The organism is Williamsoniiplasma luminosum (assembly GCF_002803985.1).
Classification (GTDB): domain Bacteria; phylum Bacillota_I; class Bacilli_A; order Mycoplasmatales; family Mycoplasmataceae; genus Williamsoniiplasma; species Williamsoniiplasma luminosum.
This window is the reverse complement of the sequence record NZ_CP024963.1, coordinates 937,827-959,569: the sequence shown is the minus strand read 5'-3', so window position 1 is coordinate 959,569 and position 21,743 is coordinate 937,827. Positions and strand designations below refer to the sequence as shown.

Genomic DNA, 21,743 nt, shown 5'->3' with positions numbered 1-21,743 from the left:
TTAGCTTTGTTAAATCAAAAAACACAACCAACTTGTTGGTTGTGAAATTTTGGTTATGTAAAAATATTTATTGAACTAGTTTATTATTTGTTTTCCAATAATTAAATAAATTATTTGGTGATGATTTAGTCTTTAAAATTTGGTTTTTTATCAGCAGTTCATTCGGGATTAGTATCTTCGTCAAAAGAACCATGCCACCCCACTCTTCCAACATCTCATCTTGAAATATCTTGGTTAAACGCTCTTGCACCTTCAAACATATTACCCATTTCCACGACTTTCGAAGTGTCTCATTCTCCAATATCTTGGTTAAATGCTAATGAGTTATTAAACATTCTATGCATTTCTGTTACTCTTGACGTATCTCAGTTTGAAATATCACCATTAAATTTTTTCGCATCAGAAAACATTTCTGACATTTGTCAGACTTTTTTAACATTTCAATTTAGTTTTTTCGGGTTAAATCGTAATGCACCAGAAAACATATATTCCATTGTTTCCACATTTGATGTGTCTCAATTGGAAATATCCCCATTAAACGCCCTCGCGCCATAAAACATATAATTCATATCTTCCACATTTGAAGTGTTTCATTTTTTTCCATCATGGATCAAATCTTGATTAAATGCTCTTGCATCATGAAACATGTGAGTTGTAGTAGAAACATTTGAAGTATCTCATTGTGAAATGTCACCATTAAATTTTTGAGTATATGCAAACATAAAATCCATTAGTTTCACTTGTGAAGTATCTCAACCATTTAAATCTTGACTAAATTCATCAGCTCCATAAAACATAGTGTTCATATCGGTGACTTTTGAAGTATTTCACATATTTAATGGTTGGTTAAACACTTTTGCACCACGAAACATATTTTCCATAGTAATGATATTTGAAGTATTTCATTTTGAAACATTAGCATCATTAAACTTGTTTGTATATTCAAACGTTTGGAACAATTGTTTTATTTGAGGCGAAATATATGGAGGAACTTTTTCAATTGTTTGTGGCATTTGATATGCTTTATAGTCGTCTGTGCCCCCTGTTGGTTTATGTCAACCAATATGAATAACTTCCTTGGTCCCTTCGCTTAAAATAGTACCTATTTCTGGATCTGTAGTGCTTCCGGGAGCACTACCATCAATCATTTTAATTTTGTGATCATTAGCATCAACGTAGATAGTTTCACTGAATGTTTCTTTGTCTTCGACTTGGTATATTTCTAATGAACCATCATATTTATATTCGTTAATGACATTACCTTGACCAGTGAATTTTCATTGCTTAACTGGTATTTTGCCTTCTTTGGACAATTCGACTTCAGAAACTGTGATACCACCATTGATATCTAATTTTTGATCAACAATTGCTTGTTCTAATGTTTCTTTTGTTCAATATTGTTCTTGAGATAAGACAATCTTCTCTAATTCATTTTGAATTAGAGAAATATCTTGTGTAGTTGAAATCAGTGGATTTCAAGTATGAGTTAAACTAATTGTGCCAGAATATCAATGTTCATTATTTGCATTCCCTTTGCCAGTAAAAAGATAATTGTTATTATGGGTCTCACCTGGATTGGAACTACGAATTGAACTAGTTGATTCAACGATAATTTCATCTAGACCATAAACTTCATCAATTTTTGTTTGCAAATCCTTTAAGTTTCATGCTTCATTTTCTTCCATATCTAAAATTGCTTTTAAACTGGTTTTGATATCTGAAATAGGTAGTGTATCATCAACTGTTTTTCTTCAATCATGTATCAACATGATTGCTCCAAAATATTGATATGGATTATCTTCATTACCTTTGCCAAAAAACAAATATTGCTCATAATATAGTTGTTCATGACTAGCTCGTGGAGAACTTATTTTTATAAAATTAACCCCTCCCAAAGGCCATTTTTCATCAATTTTTTGTTGTAGTTCATTTTCGTTTCAAGCTGTATTTGGTTTTTCCTTTAAAAGATTGTTTAACTCGGTTCTAATGGTGGAAATATTTTGTGTATTATCAACTGGCTCGGTTCAATTATGAGTTAAAATAATTGAACCGATATAGATTTTTTCCCCAACAAATCGATATTTATCTGGGTGATTAATAGAATTGGAACTATAAGTTGAGGTTTTGATTTGATTAACTTTAATTGTTCCAGCTCCATATCATGTATCAACTTCAGTTTGTAAATCCTTCAATTTTCAAGGTTGATCTTGTTGTATATTTAAAATTTCTTGTAGTTCATTTTCGATTGATGTAATTGGAGTAAAGTAAATAATTTGGCTTGTACAAGCAACAACTGTTGTGACACTTCCTCCAAAAACTAGAATACTTCCTAATAATGTTAATAACTTTTTCATGATTTTAGAATCCCTTCAAGCCTATCCAGCTTAATTTAATTTTCATTCTTTTTTTTTTTTTTTTTCAACGAAGTGCTTGATAAATCAATCCTTTTGTGATTAAAAAAACAAAAAAAGTCCAAAAAAAATCCAAAATTATGGCTTTTTCATAATTTCAATCTTTTATATGAAATATTGATCATGATAGAAAACAACCGTTCAATATTACTTCTTTTTCGTTAAATGGCATATTTAAAAACCTCATTTGAAATACAAATGAGAAAGATATTGGTTACTTAAATTTATCTTAATTATGTTTTTCCATCATAAAAGAAAGCACCACCTTTTTTAAATGGTGGTGCCTTAACATATTCTAATTAATTAATGTGTTTATTCTATTTTAATTATGAAACCAGCAGTTGGATCATCCTAACTAGATCTGATTGTTTTGCTTCAGAAATTGAATTTTGGAACCCCTTTCAATACGTCATAAAAACCACCACTTCTTTTTTCAATTATAAGTCTAATTTCTCGACTTCCAGATTTATTTTTCCCTGATTCAACCGAAATTCCAAGCCCTGGTAGAGCACTAAAATTAGTAAAATTAATTGGCATCACATTGGCCAATGGGGCATACTTTTTACCAAAATTAATTAAATCTCTATCAGTTTTGATAAGGAATCATTCATTTAAAAATGGTTGGATTGTTGATCAAAATTCGCCATCACTCAATGGTACGTAATCAATTTTAATTACTTTTGTTTGTACTGCTTTTGCTTTTCTAAATGCGTTTGGTGTAAAGACTACATAAAACTCACCTTTTCTTGATGGTGTTGCATCTTCATATTTAACATCAATATGAACGCCGAACATTGAATGGTTTTTGTCATTGTATTTAAAAGCCTCTTTACGGGTTTTGATTTTTGAAACACGATTAAATTCATCTTTAATCGCATTTTCAAAAGCAATTTGAGGATCAAATTCAATTACATTTTTGTTTGACATTATTGGGGTTAAGCCTTCGTATTTTCCCCCATGTTTGGGAGTAAAAGTAACATAGAACAGACCATCTAATCGTTCTTCTGGGATTCTATATTCCAGTTTAATATCAACATCAGGAATTTTAATTTGTCCTTTATCAAATTTATCTCTATATGCGTCTGCTTGTTTATGTGTTTTTATATTATTAGCAATCTTAACTTCTTTATCAATTGCACTTTGATCAATTTTATCAGTTCATTTATGAACTAATTTAAGTTGTCCGTTTCATTTGTATTTATTATCAATTTTCCCCAGACCAACAAATTTGTATTTATCTTCATGGTTGGGGAAGATGATACCAGGAGGTTTTAAACCAATTGGTAGAACTTCAATTTCTCCAGCCCCATATTTTTTATTAACTCTAGTTTGTAAATCTTTGATTTTTCATTCTTGATTTTTACGTTCATTTAAAATTGCTTGTAATTCTTTTTCAATTTTTGAAAGATTGACAGTCTGATCCACTTTCTCACTTCACTTATGAACTAATGGAACTTCACCACTTCATTTGTGCTTATTATCGATTTTTCCTAAACCAATAAATTTGTATTTATCTTCATGATTTTGCATTCCAAAAGCACGTGGTTTTAAACCACTTGGTCGAACTTCAATTTCTCCTGCTCCATATTTCTTATTAACTTTAGCTTGTAAATCTGCTAATTTTCATGCTTCATTTTTGTGCTCATTTAAAATTGCTTGTAATTCTTTTTCAATTTTTGAAAGATTGACAGTCTGATCAACTTTCTCATTTCAATCATGAGTTAATTGAACTTCTCCGTTTCACTTGTGATTGTTTTGGATATTTCCAAGCCCGACAAATTTGTATTTGTCTTTGTGATTTTGGATTCCGAAAGCACGAGTTTTCAAGCCAATCGGTTGAACAATAATTTCTCCAGCACCATATTTTTTATCAACTTTGGCTTGTAAATCTTCTAATTTTCAACTTTGACTTTTGTGTTCATTTAAAATCGCTTGTAAATCTTTTTGAATCTTTGAAATATTGCCAGTTTTATCAATTTGTTCATTTCAATCATGAATTAATGTAACTTCTTTATTTCATTTGTGATTGTTTTTGATGTTACCAAGACCAACAAATTTATATTTATCTTTGTGATTTTGCATTCCAAAAGCACGGTTTTTTACACCAATTTTTTGAACTTTAATTTCTCCATCACCATAAATTACATTAATTTTTGCTTGTAAATCTTCTAATTTTCATGCTTCATTTTTCTTTTCATCTAAAATGATTTGTAAAGCTTTTTGAATATTTGAAATGTTGACAGTTTTATCAACTGTTGCACTTCATTCGTGAGTTAATACAATTTCACTATTTCATTTGTGGTCATTTTGCATGTTACCAAGACCAATAAATTTGTATTTATCAATGTGATTTTCATCGCTAAATGCACGAGTGTTTAATTGTTTTTGTTGTTGAACCTTAATTTGTTTAGGTCCATATTTTTTGTCAACTTTTGCTTGTAAAGCTTTTAAGTCTCATTTTTTATTTTTTTGTTCATTTAAAATCGCTTGTAAGTCTTTTTCAATCTTTGAAATATTGACAGTCTGATCAACTTTTTCACTTCACTCATGAACTAATTTAATTTCACCATTTCATTTGTGGTTGTTTTGAGCATTACCAAGACCAACAAATTTGTATTTATCTTGATGGTTTTGCATTCCAAAAGCACGAGCGTTCAACCCACTTGGAAGAACCTTGATTTCTCCAACCCCAAATGTTTCATCAACTTTAGCTTGTAAAGTTTCTAAGCTTCAAGGTGAAGTTTCCTTTTCTGGAACATCCAAAATCGCTTGTAATTCATTTTGAATCTCTGAAATATTGACAGTCTTATCAACTGTTGCTTTTCATTTATGAGCTAATTTAATTTCTTTATTTCATTTGCGATTGTTTTGAGCGTTACCAAGACCAACAAATTTGTATTCATCAACTTGATTATCAACAACAAAAGCACGAGGTTTTAAACCGCTTGGTCGAACTTCAATTTCTCCTTTGCCATAAATTGCATCAACTTTGGCTTGTAAATCTTTTAAATTTCATGCTTGATTTACTTTTTCGTTTAATATTACTTCTAAACCATTTTTAATGGCTGAAATATTTACAGTCTTATCAACTTTCTCACTTCACTCATGTGCCAAGTTAATTTCATCATTTCATTTGCGGTTGTTTTGGATGTTACCAAGACCAACAAATTTATATTCATCAACATGATTCTCTACAACAAATGCACGAGGTCTTAAACGTTTTGGTTGTAGAACTTTAATTTCTCCAACCCCATATTTTTTATCAACTTTTGCTTGTAAATCTGCTAATTTTCAACCATGATTTTTTTGCTCATTCAAAATTGCTTGTAATTCTTTTTGAATCTTTGAAATATTTACAGTCTGATCCACTTTTTCATTTCATTTGTGAGTTAATTTAATTTCACTATTTCATTTGTGATTGTTTTGGATGTTACCAAGTCCAACAAATCTATATTCTTTAACGTGATTTTGGACACCAAAAGCACGAGCTTGAAGACCAATTGGTAGAACTCTAATTTCTTCAACCCCAAATTCTGCATCAACAGCTTTTTGTAAAGCATTCAAACTTCATGATTCATCCACTTTTTGATTTAAAAGTGTTTGTAATTGATCTTTAATTGTTGTGATATTGTTAGTCTGATCAACTTTTTCACCTCATTTATGAGTTAGTTTAATTTCACCACTTCATTTTTTAATGTTTTGGGCGTTACCAAGTCCAACAAATTTGTATTCATCAACATGATTTTCGTTAGCAAAAGCACGGGTTTTCAAACCACTTGGTAGAACCCTAATTTCTCCAACTCCATAAATTGTATCCATTTTAGCTTGTAATTCTTCTATGGTTCAAGCCTCATTTGGTCTTCCATTCAAGACTGCTTCTAAAACAGTTTTAAGAGCTGAAATATCCACAGTTTGATCAACTTTTTCATTTCACTCATGGGTTAATTTAATTTGACTATTTCATTTGTGCTGGTTTTGCACGTTACCAAGACCAATAAATCTATAATCCTTAACGTGCTTTTGGTTTCCAAAAGCACGAGTTTGAAGACCACTTGGTAGCACCCTAATTTCTCCAGCCCCAAACTCTTGATCAACAACATTTTGTAAATCAATTAAGTTTCATGCTTCAGCATTTTTTTGATTTAAAAGGATTTGTAGTTGTTCTTTAATCTCTGAGATATTAACAGTGTGATCAATTATTTCTTGTCACTCATGACCAAGAGTGATGCTATTTTTATATTTGTGTTGATTATTGACTGCTCCATGACCAATAAATTTGTATCGGTCTAGATGATTTTCAAGATTAAACGCACGATCTTTAAGTCCAACTGTTTGAACAGTAATTTCTCCATCCCCAAAAACTGCATCCACAGCTATTTGTAAAGCATTTAAGTCTCATGCTGCATTTGTCTTTTCATTTAAAATGGTTTCTAGACCTGTTTTAATTGTTGAAATATCTTCTGTGCGATCAATGACTTGTGTTCAAGTGTGGGTTAGTGCAATGGCACCTTTTCATTTGTGATTATTCCCGATCACTCCATTACCAATAAAGTTGTATTTACTTAAAGGCGGAGTTATTTCATTGGCGCGTTCGACAGGAATTGATTTAATTGTAATTTCTCCAACCCCATAAATTGCATCCACAGCTTTTTGTAAATCAACTAAGTTTCAACTTGAACTTGGTTTTTGATTCAAAATGGTTTGTAACCCATTTTGAATCGCTGAAATATTTAAAGTTGTATCGATGATTGGTGCAAATCAAATATGGGTTAAAATGATTTCGTTGACAAACTTACCTGTCTGACCAATAAATTTATATTTATTTTGTTGTTCACTTGAATTTGGGTCATGTTGATCCCCATGACTAGATTGGACAGTGATGACATTTACCCCATATTTTGTATCAATTTCTTTTTGGAGATCCCCCAATTCTCAAGCTTGATCAATTTTTTCGTTTAAAATCGTTTGCAAATCATCTGCAATTTTGGAAATTGAGGTTTTTTGATTTCCACAAGCAACAACGGTTGCTGATGTTGCTGTAAGTAATCCAATACTTCCAAGTAATGTTAATAGCCTTTTCATAATTTAAATCCCTTCCGATGAATTTAATTCAGATTATAGTTTCACCTTTTGGTGTAGGATACGTTTAAGTTTTTCGCTTATTCGACCCTTATTCACATTATATTATTAAAAGCAATGCTAAGTTAAAACACACCCCTTAAAAGTTAAAAAAAGTCCAAAAAAAGTCCAAATTAAGCACCAAAATGGAGCAAAATAAAATTAAAAATCCCTAAAATTACCAATTTATTCTTCCTTTTTTGCACACAAAAAGTGTCATTATTTTAGTAATGACACTTAATATGTTTAAAATTTTGGTTGTTTGTTTTATCTTTAATTCTTATTAAAATGAGGTTTTCATTCATCTTTTCATTGAGAATTAGAACCAAGATCTCCAGCAAAATCGTCGTATTTTTCAACTTTTGTAACATCTCAACCACTTAAGTCGTTGTTAAATGTTTTTGCCGCATAAAACATATAACTCATATCAGTCACATTTGAAGTTTTTCAATTATTTAAAGGTTGATTAAACGATTCTGCACTTGCAAAACAACTAACTAGTGAATTTATTTTTGGACTAATCTTATTAGGCGCTCTCTCGATTGTTGAAGGCGTTTCATATGCTACACCCTTTTTGTCTCAACCAATGTTGACAATTTCTTTTGTTCCTTCAGGAGCTTTATCAGCAATTTTTTTAATTTCATTCGTGCGTACGTCTTTATATCAAGTTCAAGATTATTTAAAGTTGGGTTGTTTTTCTTTTGGAAGTATTGCCCGACCACCAGCGAATTCTTTATACTGTGTCACACTATCAACATTTCAAGTTGAAATATCTTGATTAAATGCTTCTGCAGAGTAAAACATATAACTCATATCGTTCACTTTCGAAGTGTCTCATTTAGAAATATCTTGATTAAATGGTTTTGTCCAATTAAACATATTAGCCATATTTGTTACATTTGAAGTATCTCAACTTGAAATATCTTGGTTAAAGGCATGTGCATAATAAAACATATAACTCATATTAGTCACCTTTGAAACATCTCAATTATTTAAAGGCTGATTAAACGATTTTGCATTACTAAACATTCAAACCATATTGGTCACTTTGGAAGTGTCTCATTTAGATATATCTTGGTTAAATGATTCTGCCCCATTAAACGTTCTTTCCATATTAGTCACCTTTGAAACATCTCAATTATTTAAAGGTTGATTAAACGATTCTGCCCAACCAAACAAATGATATAGCGATTCTATTTTTGGACTAATATATGGTGGAACTTTTTGAATACTTCTAGGCATTTCATGAACTTTTTTATTTGAACTTCAACCAATATTAATAACCTCTTTAACTCCCTCTGGTGCTGAATTGTCATTTGATTTTATCGTACCATCTTGGTCTATATAAATTGTTTTATCTTGATTTTCTCGATTCAAGACTTGAGAGACAATGATTTCACCTTGATATTTACTATATTCATATTGATCATCAGCTCTGATTTTAAAACGTTTAACTTTAAGATTTGGATCATGGGCAACTTCGGTTACTTTTAAGGTATTTTTCTTATCAAGATTTTCCTTTTCGATTGCTAGTTGTAATTCATGAGCTGTTCAAAATTGGTCTTGTTTTGAAGTGGCTAGAATGTCCATGTCATTTTCGATGTTTTGAATATCTAAAACAAAAGTAACAACTGTTTTTTGAAGATAGTCATTCTTTCCTGTTAGTTCCACACCAAATTTTCCATTGTAATCCTTAACTTCCCCGATGGTGTAGTCTTTACCTTCTTTAAGGGTGTATGTTTCTTCTAAACGTTTTTTAATTGTTTCATGCTTATTGTCTTTTAAGCTACCAATTGATGTTTTTCAAAAAATAGTACTACGAATGTCTTTACGATCAGTTGCATTTAAAAATTTATAAGTTGCTTGTCATAAATTTTCAGTCATTTCATCAACTTGATCTTGTTTATCAATTAAAGGTGGGTTTTTAACATAATCTTTGGCCTTAAGTATTTCAGTTTGAAATATATTCCAATCGGATTGTTTCTTGTTTTTTATATTTATTGTTTCTGCCATTTTGATATTCGAATTTAATCATGTTAAATCAGCATTTTGATTTGAGATGTTGTTGAAATCTTTTGCTGCTTGTTGTAAATTTGTAACTTCTTGATCGACAATATTTTGTCGATCAACTGATGGTTTTCCATCGACAACTCCTTGAGCATGCTTAATTGCTTGTTGAAGTTTAAGTCATGCTTGGTTATTTTTAAAATCTTGAGCAATTTTTTTGGCCTCAACAATTGCTTGGTTTAATGCGTCAACATTCGCTTCTGCTTTACTTGCACCAAAAAAGATTTGAATTTCCTTTTTTAAGATTTCAACTTCTTGATCAACAATATTCTGGTCAGCTGTTGTATATTTTTGCTCAATAACTTTTTGCGCATTAGCAATTGCTTTGGTTAAGGATTGGATTACTCCTGGGTGTTTTTTAGGGTAATCTTTTAAAGCCTTTTTGGCCTCATCCATCGCTTTGGTTAAATCTGCATAATTTGCCAAGTCATTAGTTGAATTCAAAAAGTTCACAATTCCAGTTTGCAAGTTTAATAAAGCTTGATCAACTAAATTTTGATCTTTGCGCAGTGTTACTTTTGAAACTAAATTCTCGGCTTCACCAATAACTTTTTTTAATTTTTGTTTTTCTGTCTCTAATTTATTAGTATTTGTTTGTAAAGCATTATTTGCACTTGTGATTCGATTTTTTAAACTTTCTATGTTGGCTTTTTCATCATCAGTTTGTTTAAAAGCATTTATTGCGGCTGTCAATTTTTGATAAGCCTCATTTAAAACATTGAAATTTTCTGTTTCATTGATGTAAATATCCGACGCCCCTTTAGCTTGTCCAATGGCTTGATGCAAGAGCTTGTATGCATTGATTGGTTTACTTTGTTCTTGAGTTGCTAGGGTTTTAGCATCAGTAATTAATTGATTTAATTGGTCTTTAGTTATTATTGCACTTAGAACTTCAGGAATGTTGGTTCTTGGTAATTTGGCAAAAGCAACAATAGCAGTTGCACTAGTTGAAACGAGCCCAAGTGTTCCTAATATATTTAATAGTTTTTTCATTATCAGGATCCCTCCCATCGTGTGAATTTTTCAATTCTTAACTTTATTGTATTAAAAAAAAAAAAAAAACTTGTAAAAAACCTTAAAAAGTCCATATTTAATGCCTAAAAACATCCAAAAAACTCAAAATGGAAAAAAATAAGATTAAAAATTCCTAAAATTGCCAACTTATTGTTCTTTTTAGATTTTTTTTAGTAAAAAAGCAAAGAACTTTTTTATAGTTGATTTATTTAAATCTATGCTTTGTTTATGATCCTAGTTTTACCGTTTTTGCGAAAAATTTTGAATTAATAATCCTTAGATTTTGTATTTGAGACAAAATTCAGTTTTTTAGTTAAAAAAGGTTGTTTTTTAATTAAAATTAGCTTTTTAACTCATTTCATCTTAGACTACAGTTATATAATATTTGTGAGAACAATAAAAAAATAAGAAAGGTGAATAATGAAATTATTATTTATAGCACCCGTCATGTTCTCGGGTATAAATCCTGTCATTGGTCAAGGTATTTTGAATGAAAAAATTGAAAATAAAACACAATTTAATATTCAAAAATATAGTCAAAAAGATGTTGATTCTAATTATAAAGAAGATACTAAAGTTGACGGAACAGATATTGAATACAGATTGTATATAGATACACTGAATGATCGAATGCCTGAAGGTAATAGAAAGATAAATTTTAACTTAGGTTATGTTGAAAAAGATAAATGATATGATGTTAAAATTAATCTAGCAAAATTTAATTTTAAAGATTTTAATGTAGTAAATAAAGAACAATTACTTGAAATTATTGGTAATAAATTTACAATGAACTATTTTTATGCATTTAATGCTTGAGATTCAACCACTGGTTGAAAACATGTTGGAGGTAAATATGTTCATAAAATAAATACATCAACAATTATGGATTTAACCACATCAAGTTATAGTCAAGATATTCAATATGAAAATGCATCAACACAAAAAGGTAAATCTAGACTAGCATATAATCAACAATGAGATTCTTCAGGACTGAATATATCAATTTCTTTGGGTGTCACGTACACATGAAATTGAGGAAGTTGAGTTCAACATGCATCATTAACTAAATTCGGTTTTGATGATGAGCATAGATTTAACACAAATGGAAATCAAACTTTAAAATTTGGTGCTGAAATTAAACCAGTATCACAAATGTATAATACATCTTCATCAATCATTGATTTTAATATTGATCCAATAATTGATGAAGCTAAAAAAATATATAAACAAAAAGAAGAAAGTCATTGAAAATTTGCTTCATTAACTTCAATTCAATTTTCTGGTGCTGGAGTATTATCTGATTACGGAAATGTTGCTTATGTTACGGTGAATCTATTAAATACTCCCGAATTATTTTTGGACATACAAACATTGATACAAACTGGTCTTAACACTAAGCCAAAACTTTTTATTAAAAACTATAATTCAGGTGGTGTATTGTTATCTCAACTTGTGCACAAAAATATTTTAGGAGTGGAGACAACTCTAGCTTCTACAAACATATATAATTCTAGTTCTAACTTATCAGGTTTATTTGTTGGAGTGCAGTCACTTTCATATGTATACATGGAAAAGCAAAATGAAAACAATAAGAATTAATAATTTATCTAAAAATATCAAAAATAAAGTCATTTTAAAAAATATAAATTTGACTTTAAAAGAATCTAAAGTTTATGGTTTGTTAGGTAATAATGGAGTTGGAAAAACAACACTAATAAAATGCATTTTCAACGAATTCAAAATTAATGAAGGGAAAATTTTAGTTAATGATCATCAAATTAGTTTTGATGATTTGAAAGATATGCATTATTTTCCTGAAAACGTTGATTTACCAAAAGAAATGACCGTTTTTGACTACTTACAGATCCAATATTTATTGCATAAAAACAATCTTGATCAATTCAAAGAAAAGATAAATAGAGAAAGTTATCTATTAAAAGATATTAATTTCAAAAAAACCAAAATTAATTCTTTATCAAGTGGACAACAAAAAATAGTTTCTATAATTTTGTGCAAAATATTAGATCCTAATATTATTTTCTTTGATGAACCAACAGCAAATTTAGATATTTCCAATAAAAATATTGTTTTAAATGAAATAAAAAACATGAAAAACCAGAATAAAATTATTGTGATTGTCACACATCTAATAAAAGAGGTAGAACATTTGTTAGATGAAATTATTATATTAAATAACCAAACCATTGTTTTAAATAAACCTGTAAAAGATGAAAATCTTGAACAACTTTTTTTAAAAACAATTAATCAAGAATTGGGGACAAATAAATGTTAAAAACACAATTTAATTATTTAAAACTAAGATCTTTTAAAATTCTATCAAGTAAATTTTTCATCATTTTATTTACAATATTCTTTACAATGATTATTGGTATTAATATTTTTTTAATGCTGCAAATCAATAGAATTAATGATAATGATATTTCTATATGTTATGCGGTTATTACAATTATCTACTCAATTTTAATTGTGATAATGTCAACATATTTGGTAAACAAATTTTATAAAGTTGACATTGAAGAACTCATTAATAAATTGGAGTTACGTAGTGGTTTTAGTAATTTATTCATTTTTTCTTATCGCTATTCATTATCTTTATTATTTACTTTTATGTTTTTAGGAATTCAATTTCTCATAATGGCTATATTTTATGGAATTAATTCATCTAATGAAAATGGCCTTGCTTATAGATTTTTTATTTCCCCAATGCCATGAATTGTTTTTATTGCAATGCTATCCTTTTTCATAAATATCTTATTTACAGTTCTTATAAATTCAAAATATTCCCAAATATTTTCAACAACCATTTTAATTTTGGTAATTGCTTTATCTTCGATTTCTGCAAATTTTTTCACTACTAAAATTGATACAAGTCAGCATCAAAAAAGTAATTTATTAAAACGAGGTAATATAAATGTTGAACTACGACCATTTGAAATTGATGAAAAAAAAGCTTTTGTATATGCAAATAATTTTAATTATTATTTAAATTTTGGGAAAGAAATTGAATTAAATTTTTCTAATTTAAATAATTGATTTTTAGAAAACGAAAATGATGCTCAGCATGATCCACATTTACTTTTTGAAAAAATAGAAAGTTCTCCAGAGTACAAAAACACTAGTTCAGAATTATTAGACATTACTCAAAAAAATACAAAGTTTGGTTTAATGGTTGATTGAGATGGAGTAGTGAAAGATTTGAAAAAAAGTCAAATTGTCATATTAAAAGATTTTGGTCTAATTATGGAAGAATTTGATTTTAAAAGTAATTATGGACTACTTAATTCCATATATGAATGAAATTCTTCAGATGTACAAAAACAATTGATTAATCAATTTTATGGTTTCGCAATTGAGTCATTTCTTTTCACTCACAAAGGAGCCAAATTAGATTTTATAAAAATAAGGGAATTATCCTTAATCAAAGAATTGAATGAAAAAATTAAGTTAAATAAATTTTTAAATCCTTTGCTTCATTTGAATAATTTGTTTTATTTTGAAAATAAAACAAATGCTTTGTATGATGATTTAACAATGACCTATAGACCAATTTTTACAAAACAATTAAATTATAATTATGAAATTGATTATGAAACAGAGAAAATAGATAATTTGAATTACATTTTGAAAATTAAAAATGTTAAAACATCTAAAATAGTGCTAATAGAAATCATGACTTTAGTTTATTCATTAATATTTTTAATCTCTTCATGGTTAACATATTTACATTTTAGAAAAAAGTTAAAAATTTAAAATAAATTACCCATATCATACAAATAATTACAGAAACTTTGGTTTCTGTTTTTGTAATTTAAAAATAATTTTTTCTTAATTTTCTTACTTTTCTTGGAGTAATTTACTTTATAGGTAATATGTCGTGAATAGAATATATAATATTATAAGTGAAAAAGAAAAGGGGTTCCTATGATTAAAAAAATTGGAGTATTAACTTCTGGGGGCGATGCACCTGGAATGAATGCTGCTGTATCTGCTGTGATCAGATATGCTTCCTCAAATAAAATTGAGGTTTTTGTAATAAAAGATGGATATAAAGGTTTGATCAATGATTGAATTGAACAAGCGGATATTAATTATGCACAAAATATTATTGCACTTGGAGGAACAGCGATTGGTTCTGCCCGTTTACCAGAATTTGCCGATATCAAAGTCAGAGAAAAAGCTGTGGCAAATTTAAAAAAACACGCGATTGAAGCTTTGGTTGTGATCGGTGGAGATGGAAGTTATATGGGGGCTCAACGCTTAACTGAAATGGGAATTAATTGTGTGGGGTTGCCAGGAACAATTGATAACGATATTGTTTCTTCAGATTACACAATTGGTTTTGATACAGCTTTAAATACCATTGTTCAAGCCATTGATAAAATTCGTGACACGATGCAATCACATAATCGTGCTGCTGTAATTGAGGTGATGGGAAACCAATGTGGTGATTTAGCATTGTATGCTTCAATCGCCACAGGAGCTGATGTGATTTCTACAAGTGAATCAAAATTAACAGAACAAGAAATTGTTGATCAAGTAACAGCAATTGCCAAAACTGGTAAAAGAAGTGTCGTGGTTGTCGTATCTGAAAAAATGTATCCTGATGTCCATGCATTAGCTGAAAAAGTTGAAGCAAGTTCAGGATATGTGACCCGCGCAACTGTGCTTGGACACATCCAACGTGGTGGATCACCAAGTGCGATGGATCGTCATTTAGCAGTCACTAGTGCGATGTTTGCCGTTGATCAAATCATTGCTGGTAAAGGTGGATTATATATCGGATTAGATGGAACTAAATTAGTTGCTCGTGATATTAACTCAACTTTAAATATGCCAAGAAAAGACAAAACTGAAGAAACGAATAAAATTCGTTTCTTAAACGCACAATTTTTAAAATAAAAAATGATTTCATAATAGAATAAAATAGGAGAAAAAATATGAACAAAAAAGAATTAGATTTAAAGTTAAAAAGAACTAAAATCATTACAACAATCGGTCCATCAACACATGAACCAGAAAACATTGAAGAATTATATATGAATGGGATGACAACTATTCGTTTAAACTTCTCACATGGGGATCAAGTTGAACAAGGATACCGTATTGTTGGGGCGAGAAAAATTCGTGAAAAATTAGGAAAACCAATTTCAATCTTATTAGATACAAAAGGTCCAGAAATTCGTGTTGGAAAATTCAAAGATGGAGCCCAAATCTTTACCAAAGGGGAAAAAGTAACAGTCTTAACTGATGCTGATTCATACAAAAATAAAGAATGTGGACAAGGTGAAATGACTGTCGCTTATGATATGAGCCAAGATTTAAAAGCCGGAAACTTAATCTTAATTGATGACGGAAAATTAGAATTAATCGTTGATTCTGTTAAACCTGGAGTGATCCAAGCAACAGCTTTTAACACTTATAAAGTTAAAACAAACAAACGTGTTAACTTACCTGGTGTCGAATTTTCAATGGAATTCATGAGCGAAAAAGACAAAAATGATATCATTTTTGCTTGCAAAGAAGGATTGGATTATATTGCTGCTTCATTTGTGAATAATGCTAATAATATTGCTCAAATTCGCGAAATTTTAAAAGCAAATAACGGTGAAGATATTCAAATTATTGCCAAAATTGAATCTCAAACTGGACTAGATAACATCGATGCAATTATTGAAGCATCAGATGGAATTATGGTTGCTCGTGGTGATTTAGGATTAGAAATCCCATACTATGATGTGCCATATTGAGAAAAAGTTTTAATCCGCAAATGTCGTGCAGCTGGAAAACCAGTGATTGTGGCAACTCAAATGTTAGAATCAATGACTGATAACCCAAGCCCAACTCGTGCTGAAGTAACTGATGTTTACTATGCAACAGAATTAGGATCAGACGCAACCATGTTGTCTGGTGAATCAGCTGCTGGAACTTTCCCCTTCATTACAACTAACACAATGGCAACTATCAATAAACGTGCAGAAGTTGAATTTTACAATAAAGGGTATTACCAAAAACAATTAGATAATGCTAAAAAATCATCAACAGGACCACGTGCTGAAATCGCTAGTTTATTAGCTGATAAAACTCATTCTGGAGAATATGCTTTCTCAATCGTTTTATCAAGAACTGGAGAATTGTTGAAAGCGGTTTCAAAATTCCGTCCCAACACAGCAATTTTAGGAGTGACAGAATCAGATCGTCTATGAACTGCTTTTGGAATTTGACATTCAATTTTCATGAACAAAACTAAAGACTTAAATGCTTTAGAAACAAATGTTGCTGAATTGTCAAAAATTGCTAAATTATGAGGAGCTAAAACTGGTGAAAAAGTATTAGTTGTTCGTAACACAGATATTCGTGAAATTACAATTGTTTAATTTCATAATTTAAAACAAAAATCCAAGCTTGTAGCATTACTACAAAGCTTGGATTTTTTAATCTAGTAATTTATTAAGCTTTATTATTTGAACCAAAAGCTCTAATTTTTTTAATTGCTTCTTTTTTGACAGCATCAATTCCAGCTTGACCAAATTTTCTGGCATCATATCCATCTGGATTATTGTTTAATCATGTTCTAAAAGCATCAGCGTTAGCAATTTTTAAATCAGTTCCAATATTAATTTTAGTAATTCCCAAACTAATTGCTTTTTGTAAATCTTCTAAATCAACCCCGCTTGATCCATGTAAAACTAAAGGAGTATCAACTTTTGCATTAATTTCTTTGATTAAATCAAATTGTAATTCAGGTTTTCCGTTGTAAACACCATGTGCTGTTCCAACAGCAATTGCTAAAGCATCAACTTTGGTTAATTCAGCAAATTTAATTGCTTCTTCAACACTTGTATAACCACCATTTTTTGACACGCGATCATCTTCTTTACCACCAACATGACCAATTTCAGATTCAACTTGTACACCTTTAGCATGAGCATAAGCCACAACTTCTTGAGTGTGTTTGACATTGTCTTCAAAAGGTTCTTTTGAAGCATCTAACATCACTGAAGTGTAACCATTGTCAACGGCTTTTTTAATCAGTTCAATGTTAAAACCATGATCTCAATGTAAGATAACTGGAACTGTTGAATGTTCCACGGCTGCTTGACCAATGGCAAATACATATTCCAATCCCATATATTTTGCAGCTGATTCTGTACTCATTAAAATGACTGGTGATTTTTCTTCTTCAGCTGCTTGAATAATCCCTTTGGCCATTTCTAAATCATCAAAATTAAAGGCTGGTATGGCATACTTGCCTTGTTTTGCTTTGATTAATTGTTCTTTTAAATTTGCTTTCATCTTTATCTCCATTACAAAATAATTATAGTCATAAACTTTTTTTAAACCAAACATTTTAAATCTTATTTACATTCATTGTTGTTTGGAATAGAATAAATAAGTATTTAAACTTTATGAAAAAAACAATATTATTTTTAGTACCAACATTGTTGGTCCCCACTTTTGCCACGCAAGTTATTTCTTGTGGTCCAAAATATCAAATTTTAAGCCAAGATATATCTAATTGAGATGTATCTACTATTTTTCAATCCAATGCTAATTTATACCAAGCTATTGCGGCTGGAAAAGACAATGTTTATTTAGATCCAGCTAAGGGGTCGACACCATTTTTAGATGAAAAAGGTAATTTCTTGAGTATTTCAGAAGTGGTTGCAAAAAACTGACCAGGTGGGTCTGATAACAATAAAGGTGATCGATCATCTATGTGAATGAACTTGCAATATGTTGCCCCAAGTATGCTTTCTTGATACCAAAAACAATCAGGCGAGGATTTAATATTGACTGATTATCAATTAATAATGGATAATTTCGAAATTGGTTATAGTGGTAGATTGGATATTAACACTGCAGTTGCGAAATTTGGAGAACCTTCAGCAATCCAAAAAATGAATGATGCCAAAATTGAATATGTACCAAAAACTTATTCAGAATATTTGGAAAAAGCAGACCAAGAAAAGAAACAAGAACACACAAATACTTTTTTAGCACCAATGAAAAAATTAAGTCAATCAGGTTTGGCTTCAGAAGCGGTGCAAGTACCTTTTTCAATCCACTTTTTTATCAAACAAGATCATAATCAAACACCAATTTCAAAAGAAATTGATGGAAAAACATATCAATTTAATGTTTCAAAAGATGGATATTATTCAACCAATCTAAATGAACAAAAAGAGCCAACAAATGCTTTGTTAAATATTCGTGTTGGATTCATGTTTACTGCATCGGTATTTTAATATGAAAAGAGATGAACGTGTTCAAAATTACATCGCTGAAATCAAATCTCGTGGTGTAATCACTCAGAAAGAATTTTTCGTTTTAGCCGATAGTTATGAAATTAAAAATTTAACAGCGAGAAGAGATTTGAATTTTCTTTTAGAAAAGAAAATTATTTCTAATCATCTCGGAAAAATAATGGTAGTTAAAAGAAACAATTATCTGGAACAAACTCGTGATGAAAAAAAATATGTTAATGTTGATAAAAAAACCAAAATTGCCAATGCTGCGAATAAAAAAATCCCGATTAATAAAGTGGTTTATGTTTCTGCTGGAACCACTAATGAAGAATTTATCAGAAATTTAAAAAAACCAATTTATGAATTATTTACCAATTCACTGGAGATTTTTAATCTTGCGATTAAATCCAATTATGTGAATTATATTTATTTAGTTGGGGGCCGATATCGTGGTGCTTCAACAGCTTTTGTTGATAAAAATTATTTTCAATGTTTAACTCAACAAACTTTTGATGTTTGTATTTTAACCGGAACAAATTTATGAGAAGACGGGAGCATTTATAACAACGATAAAGGTGAATCCGAATTGATTCAAATAGTTGCTCAAAGGTCTAATCAAATCGTTGCCTTAATGGATTCAACTAAAATAAAGAAGGCTGGCTATTCAAGTGTGATGAAACTTTGCAAAGCTGACACGTTAATTATTGATGATAATTTAACTGAAACACAAAAACAAAATTTAGAAGCGATCACAAATGTTATTTATGTTTAAAAAATGATAAAAAATTATCATTTTTTATTTGCTATTTATTTAAAATCATTGTTGATTTTGGTGCTGTTTTTTAAAATATATACATGGTTATTATTTTTAACTATAGAAAGGAAAATTTAATGACTAACAAAAATAAAAATTCTACAGTCGTAGAACACAAAAACAAAAGTCAAAAAGTCGAAACCTTTTTAAATAATAAGGTTTTGCCCGTACTTAAAGTTGTTTCAGGAAACAAATATTTACGTGCATTAATGGAAGGTTTTTACGTTACATTACCAATTATTGTGTTTTCATCAATTATTGGAATTATCATGTGAGTACCACCAGCAATTAAAGGTGATATGTCATGATATCCACTTGTAATGCGTCAACTTCTAAATCGACTTTATGTCTTAACAATGGGGTTAGTTTCATTATGGTTTGTGATGGGGATTTCCACATCACTTGCTGAGAAACTAAACGCCGAATTACCAGCTGGTCGCAAAATGAACATTATGATGGTTGCATTTGCTGCTGGTTCATCAATCTTTTTGATGTCAGTGACAGGATCATTTGCTTTAACATCAGATGGATTAGCAACTGAAAATTTTGCCAATATTTTAATTGGTAACCTTGGTTCACAAGGAATGATGACAAGTATTATTGTCGGGTTAACATTACCATGACTATTTTACATTCCAGTTAAATATAATTGGACGATCCGATTACCAAAAGCAGTACCACAAGGAGTATCACAATCATTTGCTGATATCGTACCTTATGGATTATCTGTCTTGGTTTATTGAGGATTTGGATATATCTTTATCGGAACATTGGGGGTATCTTTTACAGATTCACTATATCAACTATTTGCCCCAATCTTTTCAGGTCTAGATAGTTATGGATTCTTAGCGGGTGTCTCGCTCTTAACCGCCATGACTTGATTTATTGGAGTCCATGGTCCAAGTGTTACGAGACCATTTTTAACACCGTTTATGTATTCAAATTTAGCAAATAACCAAGCGTTATTTGCTCAAGGAGAACACCCACACTGAGCACTTACATATGAGTTCTCATATGACTTCTCAGCAACACTAGGAGGAACTGGGGCAACCTTTGTAATTCCGTTCATCTTCATTGTGTTTGCAAAATCAAAACAATTAAAAGCAGTTGGAATTGCCTCATATATTCCAGTTTGATTCCAAGTAAATGAACCAGCACTATTTGGTGCGCCAATGATTTTAAACCCAGTTTACTTATTACCATTCTGAATCCTACCAGTAATTAACGTTTTATTATATAAAATGTTTATTGATGTGTTTGGAATGAATGCAGCGATTGCTGATGTACCTTGAAGTATCCCGGCTGTCGTCGGATTACTGATCGGTTCCGCTTTTGATCCACTAACAGTTCTCTTGTGGATTATTATGGTAACAGTAGACTTCTTCTTCTATCTCCCATTTGTCTTAATTCATGACAAAATGGTGATGGCTGATGAAGTAAAAACAGCCGAGGAAAAAGGAATTCCACAACCATTGCACTACGCAATTGGAACGAGGGTCTGGTATGGCATTGGTAAAGCGATGGCCCCAAACAAAGAAAAACGTTTAAACTATGCAACTTTAGGAGCTGAAATTACAGCTGATCTAAAAATTGAAAAAGAAGAAAAAGCTGTTTTCAAAAAAGAAGAAAAAGCAAGAATGGTTCAAGAAAAACTTGATAAAAAAAGCAAAATTAAGCCAGAAACTCAAGAACTACAATTAAAAGAAAAAGATGATAAAATTCATGTTTTGGTTGTATGTTATGGTGCTGGTTCATCAGCGATGATGGCAGCTTCTGCTCAAAAAGCATTCAAAGCTAAAGGAATGGACAACTTTGTGATTGATTCTGCAGCTTATGGAGCGCATTTAACTAAAATGAATTCTGCAAATATTGTTATTTTATCTCCACAAGTTAAAATGTATGTTGAAGATTTTGAAAAAGCTATCCAACCAAATACCAAAATTGTTATTACAAATGGTAAAAAATATGTTGATGCAACTAATAATCCAGAAATAGCATTTGATATTATTATGGATGCAGCCAAAGAAATTATAAAAAAATAAGATAGAAAGA

The 21,743-nt window shown here is 30.1% G+C and carries 13 protein-coding genes; 8 read left to right on the top strand and 5 right to left on the bottom strand.

Annotation, left to right across the window (positions count from 1 at the left end):
* Window positions 1–125 precede the first annotated feature (125 nt).
* The 4 genes from ELUMI_RS04215 to ELUMI_RS04605 form a co-directional block, all read right to left on the bottom strand.
* Window positions 126–2,354: a BspA family leucine-rich repeat surface protein gene (locus tag ELUMI_RS04215; protein WP_025734758.1), complete on the bottom strand. Its 2,229-nt coding sequence runs from the start codon at window positions 2,352–2,354 to the stop codon at window positions 126–128.
* A 408-nt stretch (window positions 2,355–2,762) separates the two neighbouring features.
* Entirely contained in the window at window positions 2,763–7,493 is a 4,731-nt protein-coding gene (locus ELUMI_RS04205) for a lipoprotein (protein ID WP_025734849.1), read from the bottom strand.
* A gap of 309 nt (window positions 7,494–7,802) precedes the next feature.
* Complete coding sequence (locus ELUMI_RS04660; RefSeq protein WP_198514015.1) at window positions 7,803–7,955, bottom strand: BspA family leucine-rich repeat surface protein; 153 nt, start codon at window positions 7,953–7,955, stop codon at window positions 7,803–7,805.
* Between the two features lie 249 nt (window positions 7,956–8,204).
* Window positions 8,205–10,589 (bottom strand): BspA family leucine-rich repeat surface protein, encoded by a 2,385-nt coding sequence (locus ELUMI_RS04605; protein ID WP_198514014.1) that lies wholly within the window; start codon window positions 10,587–10,589, stop codon window positions 8,205–8,207.
* Between the two features lie 441 nt (window positions 10,590–11,030).
* Between ELUMI_RS04605 and ELUMI_RS04190 the strand changes: the two genes are divergently transcribed.
* From ELUMI_RS04190 to pyk, 5 genes are all read left to right on the top strand, one after another.
* Entirely contained in the window at window positions 11,031–12,209 is a 1,179-nt protein-coding gene (locus ELUMI_RS04190) for a hypothetical protein (protein WP_025734756.1), read from the top strand.
* A complete protein-coding gene (locus ELUMI_RS04185) occupies window positions 12,190–12,903 on the top strand; it encodes an ABC transporter ATP-binding protein (protein ID WP_025734755.1) in 714 nt (237 codons plus the stop codon). The genes ELUMI_RS04190 and ELUMI_RS04185 overlap by 20 nt, the downstream gene beginning before the upstream one ends.
* Entirely contained in the window at window positions 12,897–14,381 is a 1,485-nt protein-coding gene (locus ELUMI_RS04180; protein WP_025734754.1) for a hypothetical protein, read from the top strand. Before ELUMI_RS04185 ends, ELUMI_RS04180 begins: the two co-directional genes overlap by 7 nt.
* A 171-nt stretch (window positions 14,382–14,552) precedes the next feature.
* Window positions 14,553–15,530, top strand: a complete 978-nt coding sequence (gene pfkA, locus ELUMI_RS04175; protein ID WP_025734753.1) for a 6-phosphofructokinase — start codon at window positions 14,553–14,555, stop codon at window positions 15,528–15,530.
* Window positions 15,531–15,568: 38 nt separating this feature from the next.
* The gene (gene pyk, locus ELUMI_RS04170; protein WP_025734752.1) at window positions 15,569–17,005 is read left to right on the top strand and encodes a pyruvate kinase; all 1,437 of its coding nucleotides are present in this window, start codon (window positions 15,569–15,571) and stop codon (window positions 17,003–17,005) included.
* A 73-nt stretch (window positions 17,006–17,078) separates the two neighbouring features.
* Here the strand turns inward: pyk and ELUMI_RS04165 are convergent, their stop codons facing one another.
* On the bottom strand, window positions 17,079–17,924 hold the full coding sequence (locus tag ELUMI_RS04165; protein ID WP_025734751.1) for a class II fructose-bisphosphate aldolase: 846 nt from the start codon (window positions 17,922–17,924) through the stop codon (window positions 17,079–17,081).
* A 113-nt stretch (window positions 17,925–18,037) separates the two neighbouring features.
* Between ELUMI_RS04165 and ELUMI_RS04160 the strand changes: the two genes are divergently transcribed.
* From ELUMI_RS04160 to ELUMI_RS04150, 3 genes are all read left to right on the top strand, one after another.
* A complete protein-coding gene (locus tag ELUMI_RS04160) occupies window positions 18,038–18,877 on the top strand; it encodes a hypothetical protein (RefSeq protein WP_025734750.1) in 840 nt (279 codons plus the stop codon).
* 1 nt (window position 18,878) lies between these two features.
* Window positions 18,879–19,649 carry a DeoR/GlpR family DNA-binding transcription regulator gene (locus ELUMI_RS04155; RefSeq protein WP_025734749.1) on the top strand — a complete coding sequence of 257 codons (771 nt, stop codon included), beginning with the start codon at window positions 18,879–18,881 and terminating at the stop codon, window positions 19,647–19,649.
* Window positions 19,650–19,768: 119 nt separating this feature from the next.
* On the top strand, window positions 19,769–21,733 hold the full coding sequence (locus ELUMI_RS04150; RefSeq protein WP_025734748.1) for a PTS transporter subunit EIIC: 1,965 nt from the start codon (window positions 19,769–19,771) through the stop codon (window positions 21,731–21,733).
* The last annotated feature ends 10 nt before the right edge of the window (window positions 21,734–21,743 follow it).